The following is a 12,780-nucleotide window of genomic DNA, read 5'->3' on the forward strand; positions in this document are numbered from 1 at the left end:
CCTCACAGCTACACGACCAGCGGTATCAGCAACACCCCCATGAGCGTCATCCGGCGCGAGCCAAAGCGCGCGGGAATCAGTCCGACAGCCGTGGCGACGCCGAACACGGCGAGTCCGACGACACCGGTAAGGGCGGCGACGAGTACACAGAGAAAGCCGAGCACGCCGACCGACAGCCGGACGTTGTCGACCGACCCGACGAGTTCGAGGTACCGATCGCCGACGACGAGGACGAGTACGAACGCCACGGCGGCGGCGATAGCGACGCTCCCGAGCAGTATCGGGAGGTTGTGAGGGACGCCGGTGTTCTCGACGGCGACTAACACCCCAGTCCGGGGACTGCCCAGTGCGACGAGTGCAAACAGCGCGAAGACGCTGTTCGCCGTGCTGACGCCGCTTGTGGCGACGACGAACGCTCGTGGCCCGCGATGTGGGACCACGACCATCGCTGCACCAGCCGCGATAGCCGCCGAGATGCCCGGCAGATAGCCGACGAGCGCGCCACAGAGCGTTCCAGCGAGACCGATACCGAAGACGAACCGCCGGGAAGCCGTCACCCGTGTGTCGGCCTGTGGCGGGACCCCCTCGCCACCCAGTGCCTCGATGAGAATCGGTGCGCCGAACAATCCGGCGAACAGGGGCACGAGCATGTCGCCGGCTGGCAACACGCCATCGACCGGAATATCGAGAGTGAAGACCCCGAGGGCCCCGCTGAGACAAAGCGACAGCGCGCCGCCGAGGCGCGCGAGGAGTGTCTGCTCGGTGACGACGAGCAGCAGTGCCACGATACCGAGGACGACCGAGAGGTTCGCGGCAATCGTCGGATAGAGCTGTTCCATCCCGAGGGTAATGGGGACCGCAAGCGGGACCGCGAAACCAACGGCGAGCGCGCTCCCGAGCGCTGAGAGCCGGAGTGCCTCGTGGCCCCTCCCTTCGAGAACGAGCTGGTGACCCGGCAGTGCGGTCGGTGCCATCGCCGGGTCCGGGACGCCAAGCGCCAGCGCGGGGACGATATCGAGAAAGGTGTGGGTTACCCCTGCCGCGAGCATCGCCGCGCCGACGTACAGTGGCTCTGCCGGGACAGCAGGGGCGATGCTGGCGAGAACGAGCGCGAAGTTGTTCGCGTGTAAACCGGGCACCAGACCGCTCACCGTGCCAAGCGAGATGCCGCCAAGGACGAACGCTAGCGCGGTAACCGTCGTCGCTGGCGCCACGCCGACTGTTCCGGGGTCCATCCCGCCGAACTGGCTCGTGGTCTGATTTAAATTATCGGTGAGCTACCAGTACCTGTCAGACCACTCTCGATTTAGGCATACCTAAAATATAAGCCGGTCCGCGTTTTAGGCTTGCCTAAATGATTGAAACGCCGCTCACCGACATCCGTTCGTACATCGAATCGCTGTCGAGCGACTCGGGAGAGTACTATCTCGTCTGTGCGCGGACGGGCGAACAGCCCGTGCCTGCTGCTGGCTGCCGGTTCGATTCGCGTGAACAGGCTCGGGCCGGCGCACGGGCGACCGAACAGTACAGGGCGCAGCTCCGACAGTACGACCCTCGGGTCGCCTGCCACGACATTATCGTCTGCCAGGCTCACGCCCCTCCTGAGCGAGCGACGGTCGTCCGACGGGGTGAACCAGCGTGACGACGCCAGTCGAACAGGCGCTTGCCCGGGTCGAGGACGAACAGGACCATATTCGTGAGCTACGAAGCGGCTTCGACGTATTCGAGCGCGAGGTCCGCCAGCTCTCGGCGGTTTCGCCGCGGAGCCAACGGCAAGCTAGCCAGGCCGCTGCCGGCGGAACCGTCGCTGCGACACAGCCCCTTGGCGGGAACGCGGGCAAGCGCGACCGCTGTGCAAAAGTCCGTGACCTGTTTGCTGACCACGTGCAGGCACGCGTTCGCGTCGGGAACGAACCGCTACTGGAGACTGTCCGGGGCGAACTGGGCGACCGGGTCGCGCTGGCGCTCGCCCCGACCACTGACACCGGCTTCACCGAGACAGTCAAATCCGAACTACTGTCTGTGACCGAACAGCGACAGACCAAACTCGACGCGATGGAGCGCGCCCTCGATACCGAGGCTGCGTCGCTCCAACAGGCTATCGAGGCGATTCCAGAGGTCGAACACTCTCTCGAACCGACCCACGGGCCGCTGCTGACGCTTGGCTTTACCGAGCTTCAGGCGCGTCACAACGCGCTTCTGTCCTGTGAGCGCCGCTTGGAAGGGCTTGTGCAGTCGAGACAACAGCATCTCCACGCCGCGACAGGAGCCGACGCGGCAGTCGGCCTGACCCACCACTCGCTGGCCGAGTACCTCTATGACTCGCTTGCAACGCCACATCCTGTGCTATCGACGCTCACAGAACTCACTGCGTACTGCCGAGAACAGAAACGGGCGGTCCGGGACCACCTCACCCGCCGAGTCTAGCGGTTCTCGAAGTCCCGTCGCATCGCAATCTCGAACCAGGGACAGAGGCGGAGCTGGCGATACCACCGGGGGTGGTGATAGAGGCGCTCGTAGGGAACCCACATGACGCCGCCGACCTCCTCGGGGTCGGGTTCGAGCCGAGTGTCGGTCAGCGTAGCCTGCAAGACGGCACAGACCTCGTGTTCGACGCCTTTGTCGTGGTAGTAGCGCTTGTACTCGAAGCGGTCGGTCACCTGCAGGTCGTCGTACTGGTCGGCTGTCACGCCGAGTTCCTCTTCGAGGCGCTCGGTCGCCGCCTCTGTCTGGCTCTGTCCGGCAACCGGGTGCGAGGCGACGGTGCCGTCCCAGTAGGTGTCCCAGAGGCGCTTGCCCGGGCTCCGCTGGGCGAGCAGAATGTGCCCGCCCTCGTCGAACAACAGCGTCGTGAACGCACGATGGCGAATCCCTTCGCCCGTGTGTGCGTCGAGTCGGTTGACTTGGCCTTGTTCGTTGTCGTCGGCGTCGACCGCGATAACGTCCTGCCGTGCGTTCTCGTGGGCGTTCTCGTCCCCTCGCGTGTCGCTCATCAGTTCACCCCTAGTCCAGCCGCTTAAAAGTGTCTTCGGAACGGACCAGCACGAATTTGAGTCTGGCGGCAACAGATACGACTATGACAACAGTTGACAGTCAACCGTCGTCTCCGGCGTCGTGGGCAACAGAGCCAGAGCAACGTTACGCTCGACGACAGAGCGCGCTCGCCGACCGCTACGACGTTGCTGTCGAATCACGGACCGTCGAGACCGACGCCGCCGGCCAGATACACTACCTGGTCGCTGGTGACCCCGACGGCCAGCCTGTCGTCCTCTTACACGGCGTCTCCACGACAGCGGCTACCTGGCTGCCGATGGTTCCCGCGCTGACCGACGACTACCGCGTCTACATTCCCGACCGGCCTGGCCGCGGGCTCTCGGCTGCACCGAGCTACCGCGGTCGCAATCTCCGCTGGTTCATGGTCGGCTATCTGGTCGAGTTGTTCGACGAACTCGGGCTGGACCAGGCACACGTCGTCGGGAACTCACTGGGTGGCCAGCAGGCATTTCTGCTCGCGCTCGACACTGACTGTGTTGACCGGCTCTGTCTGGTCGGCGCACCCGGCGGACTCTCTCGGGAGTTCGCACTCGCCTTTCGCCTGCTGACGGTGCGAGGGCTGAACCGACTGCTGTTTTGGCTCAACGGATTAGGCGACCCGTTTGAGACCGCCCAGCAACAGACCGAACAGACTCTGGTTGCCGACAATTCGGCAGTTTCGACGGAGTTTTACGAACTGCTCGCGGCGAGCAGCGAGATGCCTGACCGCCAGCGGAGCCTGCGCTCGCTTCAGAGCGCACAGGGCTCGTTCGGCCGGATGCACGAGCTGTTCGATTTACGCGAGGAAGTCGTCGATATCGACCGTCCGACGGGTTTCGTCTGGGGCAGTGAAGACTCGTTTTGGGAGCCGGCGGTCGGTCGCCCTGTCGCCGAACAGATGGGTGCCGAGTTCCACGAACTGACAGACCACGGCCACATGCCCTGGCTGGAGCCGGGCGAACAGACAGAGACAGCAGTGCGCTCGTTCCTCGACGGCTGAGCTACTTGTCGCCGCCAAACCGGGCCGCAATCTTCCGGGAGACGTGTTTCGAGACCGACTCCGTCCCCAGCCGAAGCCGTAGCGTCCCGAGCAGGCCGATGGGGACAAAGAGGACGAACAACACGAAGATAATGCCCGCGTAGAACTCGCCGTGGCCGGTCATGAACGAGTCCATCGCTTTGCTGACTGTTAGCCCGCCGCTGATAGTCGCGTCGAGGATACTGTCCGGGATGTTCTGTTCGAGGAACGGCTGGAGGCCGCCGCCACTCCCCTCGCGGGCGAGGAACTCCTCGACCCATTCGAGGAAGAGATAGCCAAACAGCGGACCGGCGAGTGTCTTCAGCCCGCCGATGATAGCCGCCACCAGCGCGAAGCCGGTCACGAGGAAGAAGAAACTGTTCTGCGGGTTGATGAACCCCTGGTAGCCGACGAGTAGGCCCCCGGCAATCGCGCCGAAGAAGGCACTCACCGCGAACGCACCCATCTTGAACCAGAAGGTGTTGTACCCGATTGCGCGGGCACGCTCCTCGTTTTCGCTGATGGCAATCATCACGCGGCCAAACGGCGAGTGGATGATGCGCTGCATCGCCAGATAGCAGAGCAGGACGACTGCGCCGATAGCGAAATACGAGACGACGATAGCCGGACTCGTCTCGCTGAACATCGGTGCCAGGTCGAGCCCCAGCAGCGACGTATCCCCGAACGCTCCGAGTTCGACCTGCAGTGCGTCGACGAAGGGGACCCCAAGCTCCGGATTGAACGTCTCGACGGAGGAAGGGGTGCCGGGCGTCACGCCGTCTGCCGGGTCGCTCCCGCCAGGCGTGATGAAATCGAGGTTCTTAGAGGCGACGAACAGGATTTCGGACACCCCGAGGGTAATCATCGCGAAGTAAACTCCTGAGAGCCTGAACGAGATGAGTCCGACCAGCACGGCCGCGACGACGGCGACCAGCGCACCCAGCACCAGCAGCGTCATAAAGGGTAGTTCGGCGGGCAACAGCGGGAGTTGTCCGTTGTAGCCGAGGACGACGAAGTACGCGCCGATGCCGAAGAAGGCGGCGTGACCGAACGAGAGATAGCCGGTGTAGCCGCTGACGAAATCGAACGACATCGCGAACAGCCCGAGCCACAACACCGTCAGCATCGTCCGGGGGCGCAAGAGCAGTGTCTCTGCGAACAGCCCGAACTGCCCGACGAGGAAGTCGTAGGCGAACGGGTAGAGAACGAACAGCGCCACCACGGCGATATGCACCGTGTGGTCGCGCAGATACTGGCCGACCCAGGCGGGCAACAGACCCGAACCAGACGTATCCTCGGTGCTCGCTGTCTCGGTACTCATCCGTGATCACCCTGTCCTTCGACGCCGAACAGGCCACGTGGTTGGAGAATGAGCATCACAACCAGGATGGCGAAGATGAGCAACTGGTCGATATCGGTGAAGGTGACCACCTCGACTCGGAACGCCCAGGTCGCCAGCGCGTCGAGCATCCCGACGAGCAGCGAGGCCACGACAGTCCCCTTGAACGAGCCCAGGCCGCCGACGATGACGATGACAAACGCCGGCAGGAGGACGCCGAGTGCGAGCGGGACGTTCACCCGCCAGAGCGGCGACCACATCAACATCACGCCGGCGGCCCCGGCGAGGCCGGACCCGATAGCGAAGACGACTGTGAAGGTGCGATTGATGTTGATGCCGAGTGCCCGTGCCATCTCGTCGTCTTCGACGCCGGCACGCACAAACAGGCCGTAGCGGGTCTCGTTGAGGAAATACCAGATGCCAGCTACCGTGAGTATACCCAACAGAATCTGGAATGGGTGGAGGCCACCGATACTGACACCGAGGAGGTTGAACGTGCCGTCGAGACTCTCCGGGATGGTCTCGTCGCGCGGAATCGACCAGTCGATTGCCTCCCGGCCGCTGTTTACGTTGTAGTAGTCGACGAGCATGCGCATGAGTTCCTCCATCGTAATCGAGACGCCGAACGTGAGCAATATCATGTATATCGGCGGATACTCGTAGAGTCGCCTGATGAGTGCGACCTCGAAGACCACACCGAGCACGGCGAGCAGGACGAACACACCCACCAGTATCAGCAGGAACGTCGCGACAGAGCCGACCAGCCCCATCGAGCCGACACCGAGAGCCAGCACTGCTGTGCCGGCGATGTAGGCACCGTACATCGTGAACGCGCCGTGTGCGAAGTTGATAACATCCATCAGGCCGAAGATGAGTGTCAGCCCGCTCGCAATCATCAGATAGAGACTCGCTTTCGCCAGCCCCTCAACGAAGACACTCGCAAACTCCGTCGGGGAGGTGAACAGGTCGACGACCTCACCGACAGAGAGCGGCACGCCGGCCGCGAGCGCCGGGTCGAGTGCTGCTGTGAGTCCAGTCATGCCGAGAGATACCTCCTGAGTCGTTCGTCGTCGACACTGACCTCACTCGTCTTGCCCGAGTCGACGATTGTGCCGTGGTCCATCACGTAGAATCTATCCGCGAGGTCGAGCGCGAGCCCGAGTTTCTGCTCGACGAGCAAGATTGGGAGTGACTCCGAGGCTGCGAGCAGTGCTTCGCCGACGTCGGTGACGATTTTCGGAGCGAGCCCCTCGCTTGGCTCGTCGACGAGCAACAGGTCGTTGCCGCCGACGAGGCCACGCGCGATGGCGAGCATCTGTTGTTGCCCGCCCGAGAGGTCGCCGGCCCGCTGGTCGGCTCGCTCGCCTAGAATCGGGAACGTCTCGTAGGCCAACTCCAGGGCCTCGGCCTCGCTCGCGTCGCCGGGCACCGACGCCCTGACGTTCTCCTCGACGCTGAGTCGGCTGAACATCCGGCGGTCCTCTGGAATCCAGCCGATGCCGGCGTCGGCAACCTCGTAGGTGTCTTTACCGACGAGTTCCTCGCCTTTGAACTGTATCGAGCCCTGACGCGGCGGCGTCAACTGGAGAATCGAACGGAACGTCGTCGTCTTGCCGACGCCGTTCCGGCCGAGCAACGCGACGACCTCGCCTTCCTCGACAGAGAGGTCGACGCCTTGGAGGATGTGGCTCTGGCCGTAGTAGGTGTGTACGTCGTCGAGTTCGAGCAGCGTCATGCGACCCCCTCCGAGCGCTGCAGGTCGCCTGGTTCGTAGCCGCCGAGATAGGCGTCCTGAACCTCGGGATTCCCGCGAATCGCGTCCGGCTCGCCGTCGGCGATAATTTCGCCCTGATTGAGGACGACAATCCGGTCGGAGACGTCCATCACGAGGTCCATGTTGTGTTCGACGAGTAACACGGCGTGGTCGGTGGCCACGTCTTCGATAATTTGGCGAATCGAGTCCACGTCTTCGGTGGAGACGCCGGCGTTTGGTTCGTCGAGCAACAGCACGTCGGGGTCGCCCGCGAGTGCGATACCGACCTCGAGCTGTCGTTTCTCGCCGTGGCTGAGGTTTTCGGCGGGCTGGCTCGCTTTCTCGTCGAGTCCGACCCGTTCGAGAATCTCGTGGGCGCGTTCGTAGTGGTCGTCGAAGGCGTTGACGTTGCGCCAGAACCGCCAGGAGTCGTCGCTGTGTGCCTGCTGGGCGATGCGGACGTTCTCCAGGACGGAACTCGTCGGAAAAACATTCGTTATCTGGTACGAGCGGTGGACGCCGAGCTGTGCGGTTTCGTAGGTTGTGTCGTCGGTCACGTCGGCCCACCCATCTGCGCCGCCGAGTTCGATGCTGCCCTCGCTGGGTTCGAGCGCGCCAGTCAGGAGGTTGAAAAACGTCGTCTTGCCGGCCCCGTTGGGACCGATGAGCGACGTGAGTCTATCGTCGAGTTCGAAGTCGACACTGTCGACGGCCGTGAGGCCACCAAAGCGTTTCGTGAGCGCCGTCGTGCGGAGCATCGCTTAGGAGAGGTCGCAGCTCATCTCGCTTGCTGGAATCGTCACTTCGTCAGCCGACACTCGCTCGATGGGGTCTCCGGGCATAATCGCGGCCGGCCAGTTCTCCTGGCTGTCGGGCGTGACCGTCACCGGCGCGACGGTCATCTCCGAGCGTGCCTGATTGTTGTACTCCTGGAAGGTGTAGCCGTTCTCGCCTTTCGGCGTGTCCGTGACCGTCATGCCGCTCATCCCCTCGACGATTGCGTCGGCACTGACCTCGCCTTGTTCGTTCATCGCCTGTACGACCGCTGAGGCGGCGGTGAACGCACCGCTGGTGAACAGGTCCGGCACGACGCCGTAGGTACCCGCGTGTGACTCCACGAACTGGTCGTTGATCGGGTTGTCGTACTGGTTCCAGTGGTATCTGGTCGTGAACGGCCCGAAGTCCGCCGCCTGAAGTGCCTCGTTGCTGAAGTCGTCGAGCGTACTCTGGAGCGCATTGCCGACGACGCCGAGGGTGAGCCGCGAGGCGAACCCGCCGAACAGCTGGAAGTCGTAGTCGCCGTCGAGAAACGCCGAGAAGAAGCCGGAGAGTCCTGCGGCGGTGAAGCCGCCGACGATACCCTCTGCTCCTGCGCTTTCGGCCTCGTCGAGCAGCCCGACCCACTCGGGCTGGTCGAGGTCCTCTGGGACGGCACGCTCGTCGGCGATGGTGACGCCGCGGTTTTCGAGTACCGTCCGGTAGTTGTTCACCACGGACTGACCGAAGGCGTCGTCGGCACCGAACAGCGCAATCTGGTCGACGTCGGTCTGGTCGGCGATGTAGACGCCGCCGCTCCGGGCGTCCATCGCGGTGTTCTCGTTTGCCCGAAACACCAGGTCTCGGCAGGTCCCTTCGCCCGCGGTAATCTCCGCCGAAGCCGCTGGTCCGGCGATAAACGGCACCTCTGCCTGGTCGACGACGCCGTTGATGACCGAGATTGCGCCGCCGGAGTTCCCGACGCCGTACAGCATGTCGACATCGTCCTGTGTCACCAGCTCCGACGCCAGTGTCTGTGCCTGTGTCGGCGCAAACTGCGTGTCACGGGCGCGGATTTCGATGTCGATGTCGTTGACTGCGTAGCTGTAATCGCCCTCGTCGATGGCGTCGGCCGGCAGCGGGTCGTTGCCAGCTTTGTGTGCCAGCCCGCTGTAGAAGCCGGCAGACCCCTGTGCGCCATAAACCGCTAGCTGTCCGGAAAAGTCCTGCAGGACGCCGATACGGAGCGTTCCAGACAGGTCCTGGTTCGTGCTGTCTCCGCCGTCGCTGCCGTCGCTGCCGTCACTGCCGTCTTCACCATCACTGCCGTCGCTGCCGTCGCTGCCGTCTTCACCATCACTGCCGTCGTCGCCGTCGCCCCCTGAACACCCTGCAAGTGCAATTGTGCCCGATGCGCCGAGTGCGCCGAGTACGCGGCGGCGCGAGAGTTTGTCAAAATCCATGCAAGTTAGTCACACGTCTGCATACATAAAGTATAGAGTTCATATGTTAACCTCGCCGCCGAAACCCGGTCCCGTCGGTTGGACGTCGATAATGAGACCAACACGAGTGGGAGAGAGTTGAGGATGTAGCGCACGACAGCTCTGCTATAGGCGACCAGAAGCCGGCTGTCGGGTCTGGCGTCCCCCTGCGTGTACTAGAGCGCCGGAGTGCCCGCCGCGTTGTCTCCGGTTTGTCGACACGACAATCTCGAAATGCGGCTGGCACTCGACGGTGAACCGGTCACACGAGTACAGGCACCGCCAGCAGAGTGCGCGTAAGCTACCTCCCGACTGTCTCGTCGAGTCCGTCGGTCTCTGACTCGGCGAACAGCTCGAAAGTCTGGACGACGTGCCGGGCGACTTTCTGCTGGCCGCGCCGGAGGTTCTTCGAGAACGCGGGCGCAGAGATGCCGAACTGCTCGGCGAGTTCGTTCAGCGTCGTCTCCCGCGGTGACTCGAAGTATCCCTCCTCGACGGCGGCGGTCAGTGCCTCGCGCTCGACATCCGTGAGGTCGCGACAGGCCTCGACGAGTTCGAGGCCGGCGTTGACGTTCTGGACGGTCTCTTGGACCAGCGGGCCGCCCAGTTGGTCGCGAGACATCACGTTGAACTCGTTGTTGCGTCCGAGCTCAGAGAGCGCGGTGTCGGCGACGGTACCCGAGTCGAAGCCGACGTGCCACAGCTCGGAGCCGTCCTCGATGTAGAACGGGCCGGTAATGAACCCGTCGTGGCCCCGAATCCGGGCCATCGCGTCGGTCTCGTGTATCACCGTCTGAATCTGTGCGGTGTCGTCCCAGCGCTTGCGAAGCTGATACTCGTGCATGTTCGGGTGTGCGCGGAGCGCCTCGACGCCGTTATCGAGGGCCGACCGACTCGCTCCCTGGACCAACATCCGCGTCTCGAGCTCTCGCTGAGACGCGTCGAACTCCCACTGCACCGCCGAGAACGACACGTCGTAATCGAGTGTCGTGTCGATAAACGGGCAGTCGTGTTGCTCCATCTCCATCGAGATATCTATCACGTGCTGGGCCTCCTCCCGTACTGTTCAGCCACCTGTAATATTAAATGCTTGCTCCGACAAGCCCACAAGCGCCTATGACCGTTCACCAACACAGCCCCCGTCCCTACCAGTGGGTCGGGTCGCTGAGCGAGAAGCGCGCGGCCCTTACACCCGACCAAACCGCACTGGTCGACGCCGACACCGGCGCGTCGTTCACATACGCCGACCTCGACGCCCAGGCGAACCGGACCGCCCGCCTCCTCGACGAGTTCGGTGTCGAAGCCGGTGACCGGGTCGCTGTCGTCTCGCGTAATCGGCCAGCACTGGTCGACTGTTACTTCGCGACGGCCAAACGCGGCGCGGCGCTTGCACCGCTGTCTCACCGTCTCTCCCCCAGAGAACTCGCGCTCATGCTCGACGACATCGACCCGACGGTGCTACTCGTCGAGGCGCCCTTCGCTGATGACCTTCTCGACGCGCTCACTCACGAAGAATTCACCCGGGACCTCCCGTCGCTGGTCGGTCTCACCGACCCAGACCACGAGTTCGGGTCTGCGCCCGACGGTGCCCAGTGGCACAACTACGAAGACACACTTCCGACCGACGATTCGCCGGTCGAAACCGTCGAGGTAGGGCTGTCGGACCCGCATCTGTTCTTACACACCGGCGGCTCGACCGGCCTCCCGAAACAGGTCGTCCAGACACACGGCTCGATTGCCTGGAACGCCTTTAATACGATTATGTCGTGGGGACTGCGCCCAGACGACGTGACGCCGATGTTGTTTCCCTTCTTTCACACCGGCGGCTGGAACGTCCTCACAATCCCCCTGTTTCACCTGGGCGGGACCGTCATCATTTCTCGCGATGTCGAACCCGGACAGGTGCTCTCACTAGTCGACGACCACGAGGCGACCGTGTTGGTTTCGGTGCCGGCAGTGTTGCGGTTCATGGTCGACGACGAGGACTGGGAGGCGACCGACCTCTCTTCGCTCCGACTGGTCAAAAGCGGCGGCGGCCCCTGTCGTGACGCAATCATCGAAGCCTGGAACGAGCGGGGTCTCTCGCTGTCCCAGGGGTACGGACTGACCGAGTGTGGGCCAAACAACTTCGCCATGCCCGAAGACGCCCCGGCCGAGAAGACCGCGAGCATCGGCAAACCCTGCACGTACGTCGACGCTCGCGTGGTCGACGACGACGGCGACCCGCTCCCTGCCGGCGAGGTGGGCGAACTCGAACTGGCGAGTCCACACGCGGCCGACCGCTACTGGAACAACGAAAAAGCGACGCGCGAAACGTTCGGTCCCCCAGACGAGCGGGCGTGGGTCTCGACGGGCGACTTGGCCCGCGTCGACGACGACGGCTACTACTACATCGAGGGCCGCAAGAAGAACATGTTCGTCTCCGGCGGCGAGAACGTCTATCCACCCGAAGTCGAGGACGTCATCGCCGGCCACCCGAGCGTCGAGGAGGTCGTCGTCGTGCCGGTCGCCGACGACCGGTGGGGGGAGGTCGGCAAGGCGGTCGTCGAGGGTGACGACTCGCTCACACTCGAGGAACTCGACGGCTATCTCGACGGGAAACTGGCGCGGTTCAAACGCCCTCGGCATCTGGCATTCGTCGACTCGATGCCGACGAGCGGCCCCTCGAAAATCGACCGGCAGGCAATCGAATCGGAGTTCGGCGACTCCCAGTGACCGTCCCCCAGTGTTCGAGTGCGGCCGCCGTTACCAGCTAATCTCGAAGGCCGCCTGCTCGTCGTCTCTCGGTTCGGCCGACGATATCTCGGTGGTACTGGAGTCCGCGAGCGAGCGGACGCCACCTTTGAAGACGCCCTCGAAGTTCGCGACCGGATACGGCGTGTGTTCGACAATCCCGACACGACCGGCCGAGTCACTGATTTTCTCGTAGCGGTAGCTCCCCGCGTACGACCCTGAGGGCTGACGGTGTGCCTGCTTGTCGGCCTCGACGAGGAAGTTCAAACCGTCCGAAACCGACCGCACCTGCTCGGGCCACGGGACGTTTTTGGCCTGTTCGGCACCTGCCTCCGTGAGCGTCTGTTCTCCGACCTCGGCCTCGACCTGGTGCATCGCCTCTGCGTAGCTGTGTGCATCGTACCACCCCTCTTCCTCGATGGCCGATATTTCGAGGCCGTTGTTCGCGAAAATGTCACGCGTCTTTCTCTCGAAAACTGATGACACTTTCCCGGTACTTTCGACGAACGCCAGGATGTAACGCCCGATTATCTGTGTTTCTTTCTCCATGGCTGGGTATTCATCGACTGGTACAACAATAAAATTTTTGAAAATATTGCAGCATTGTATGCCATGGCTTTATATTGTTTTTATACCAATCGCTGCGCCTACTTAAGCAATATTTCTG

At 63.2% G+C, this 12,780-nt stretch carries 13 protein-coding genes; 4 read left to right on the forward strand and 9 right to left on the reverse strand.

From position 1 onward, the window contains the following. Nucleotides 1-8: 8 nt before the first annotated feature. A complete protein-coding gene (locus BLR34_RS11155; RefSeq protein WP_092703018.1) occupies nucleotides 9-1,235 on the reverse strand; it encodes a tripartite tricarboxylate transporter permease in 1,227 nt (408 codons plus the stop codon). A 119-nt stretch (nucleotides 1,236-1,354) separates the two neighbouring features. Between BLR34_RS11155 and BLR34_RS11160 the strand changes: the two genes are divergently transcribed. Together BLR34_RS11160 and BLR34_RS11165 are read left to right on the forward strand one after the other, a co-directional pair. Beyond that, on the forward strand, nucleotides 1,355-1,642 hold the full coding sequence (locus BLR34_RS11160) for a DUF7552 domain-containing protein (RefSeq protein WP_092703020.1): 288 nt from the start codon (nucleotides 1,355-1,357) through the stop codon (nucleotides 1,640-1,642). Beyond that, complete coding sequence (locus BLR34_RS11165) at nucleotides 1,639-2,427, forward strand: DUF7260 family protein (protein ID WP_092703022.1); 789 nt, start codon at nucleotides 1,639-1,641, stop codon at nucleotides 2,425-2,427. Before BLR34_RS11160 ends, BLR34_RS11165 begins: the two co-directional genes overlap by 4 nt. Here BLR34_RS11165 and BLR34_RS11170 read toward each other — a convergent pair. Continuing rightward, nucleotides 2,424-2,993, reverse strand: coding sequence for an NUDIX hydrolase (locus tag BLR34_RS11170; RefSeq protein ID WP_092703024.1), 570 nt, complete (start codon nucleotides 2,991-2,993; stop codon nucleotides 2,424-2,426). The two genes, BLR34_RS11165 and BLR34_RS11170, sit on opposite strands and share 4 nt — an antisense overlap. Before the next feature lie 83 nt (nucleotides 2,994-3,076). Here BLR34_RS11170 and BLR34_RS11175 point away from each other — a divergent pair, with 83 nt between their 5' ends. Further along, nucleotides 3,077-4,033, forward strand: a complete 957-nt coding sequence (locus BLR34_RS11175) for an alpha/beta fold hydrolase (RefSeq protein ID WP_092703026.1) — start codon at nucleotides 3,077-3,079, stop codon at nucleotides 4,031-4,033. A gap of 1 nt (nucleotide 4,034) precedes the next feature. On the opposite strand, the gene BLR34_RS11180 is transcribed toward BLR34_RS11175, so the two are convergent. The 6 genes from BLR34_RS11180 to BLR34_RS11205 all read right to left on the reverse strand — a co-directional run bounded on the left by BLR34_RS11180 (nucleotide 4,035) and on the right by BLR34_RS11205 (nucleotide 10,422). Further along, nucleotides 4,035-5,372, reverse strand: a complete 1,338-nt coding sequence (locus BLR34_RS11180) for a branched-chain amino acid ABC transporter permease (protein ID WP_092703028.1) — start codon at nucleotides 5,370-5,372, stop codon at nucleotides 4,035-4,037. Then, entirely contained in the window at nucleotides 5,369-6,430 is a 1,062-nt protein-coding gene (locus BLR34_RS11185; protein ID WP_092703030.1) for a branched-chain amino acid ABC transporter permease, read from the reverse strand. The genes BLR34_RS11180 and BLR34_RS11185 overlap by 4 nt, the downstream gene beginning before the upstream one ends. After that, nucleotides 6,427-7,125, reverse strand: a complete 699-nt coding sequence (locus BLR34_RS11190; protein WP_092703032.1) for an ABC transporter ATP-binding protein — start codon at nucleotides 7,123-7,125, stop codon at nucleotides 6,427-6,429. The genes BLR34_RS11185 and BLR34_RS11190 overlap by 4 nt, the downstream gene beginning before the upstream one ends. Further along, a complete protein-coding gene (locus tag BLR34_RS11195) occupies nucleotides 7,122-7,901 on the reverse strand; it encodes an ABC transporter ATP-binding protein (RefSeq protein ID WP_092703034.1) in 780 nt (259 codons plus the stop codon). The genes BLR34_RS11190 and BLR34_RS11195 overlap by 4 nt, the downstream gene beginning before the upstream one ends. A 3-nt stretch (nucleotides 7,902-7,904) precedes the next feature. Next, nucleotides 7,905-9,362 carry an ABC transporter substrate-binding protein gene (locus BLR34_RS11200; RefSeq protein WP_092703036.1) on the reverse strand — a complete coding sequence of 486 codons (1,458 nt, stop codon included), beginning with the start codon at nucleotides 9,360-9,362 and terminating at the stop codon, nucleotides 7,905-7,907. Between the two features lie 319 nt (nucleotides 9,363-9,681). After that, the gene (locus BLR34_RS11205) at nucleotides 9,682-10,422 is read right to left on the reverse strand and encodes a helix-turn-helix domain-containing protein (RefSeq protein WP_092703038.1); all 741 of its coding nucleotides are present in this window, start codon (nucleotides 10,420-10,422) and stop codon (nucleotides 9,682-9,684) included. Nucleotides 10,423-10,496: 74 nt separating this feature from the next. On the opposite strand from BLR34_RS11205, the gene BLR34_RS11210 reads away from it, so the two are divergent. Then, entirely contained in the window at nucleotides 10,497-12,095 is a 1,599-nt protein-coding gene (locus tag BLR34_RS11210; RefSeq protein ID WP_092703040.1) for an AMP-binding protein, read from the forward strand. Nucleotides 12,096-12,125: 30 nt separating this feature from the next. On the opposite strand, the gene BLR34_RS11215 is transcribed toward BLR34_RS11210, so the two are convergent. Further along, entirely contained in the window at nucleotides 12,126-12,662 is a 537-nt protein-coding gene (locus BLR34_RS11215; RefSeq protein WP_092703042.1) for a hypothetical protein, read from the reverse strand. Nucleotides 12,663-12,780 lie beyond the last annotated feature (118 nt).

Source organism: Halovenus aranensis (assembly GCF_900100385.1).
GTDB lineage: Archaea > Halobacteriota > Halobacteria > Halobacteriales > Haloarculaceae > Halovenus > Halovenus aranensis.

What these genes read in the sequence shown, in the direction of transcription:
- BLR34_RS11200 (WP_092703036.1), bottom strand. Translation starts at nt 9,362, where the DNA reads ATGGATTTTGACAAACTCTCGCGCCGCCGCGTACTCGGCGCACTCGGC.
- BLR34_RS11190 (WP_092703032.1), bottom strand. Translation starts at nt 7,125, where the DNA reads ATGACGCTGCTCGAACTCGACGACGTACACACCTACTACGGCCAGAGC.
- BLR34_RS11170 (WP_092703024.1), bottom strand. Translation starts at nt 2,993, where the DNA reads ATGAGCGACACGCGAGGGGACGAGAACGCCCACGAGAACGCACGGCAG.
- BLR34_RS11175 (WP_092703026.1), top strand. Translation starts at nt 3,077, where the DNA reads ATGACAACAGTTGACAGTCAACCGTCGTCTCCGGCGTCGTGGGCAACA.
- BLR34_RS11180 (WP_092703028.1), bottom strand. Translation starts at nt 5,372, where the DNA reads ATGAGTACCGAGACAGCGAGCACCGAGGATACGTCTGGTTCGGGTCTG.
- BLR34_RS11155 (WP_092703018.1), bottom strand. Translation starts at nt 1,235, where the DNA reads ATGGACCCCGGAACAGTCGGCGTGGCGCCAGCGACGACGGTTACCGCG.
- BLR34_RS11160 (WP_092703020.1), top strand. Translation starts at nt 1,355, where the DNA reads ATGATTGAAACGCCGCTCACCGACATCCGTTCGTACATCGAATCGCTG.
- BLR34_RS11210 (WP_092703040.1), top strand. Translation starts at nt 10,497, where the DNA reads ATGACCGTTCACCAACACAGCCCCCGTCCCTACCAGTGGGTCGGGTCG.
- BLR34_RS11215 (WP_092703042.1), bottom strand. Translation starts at nt 12,662, where the DNA reads ATGGAGAAAGAAACACAGATAATCGGGCGTTACATCCTGGCGTTCGTC.
- BLR34_RS11195 (WP_092703034.1), bottom strand. Translation starts at nt 7,901, where the DNA reads ATGCTCCGCACGACGGCGCTCACGAAACGCTTTGGTGGCCTCACGGCC.
- BLR34_RS11185 (WP_092703030.1), bottom strand. Translation starts at nt 6,430, where the DNA reads ATGACTGGACTCACAGCAGCACTCGACCCGGCGCTCGCGGCCGGCGTG.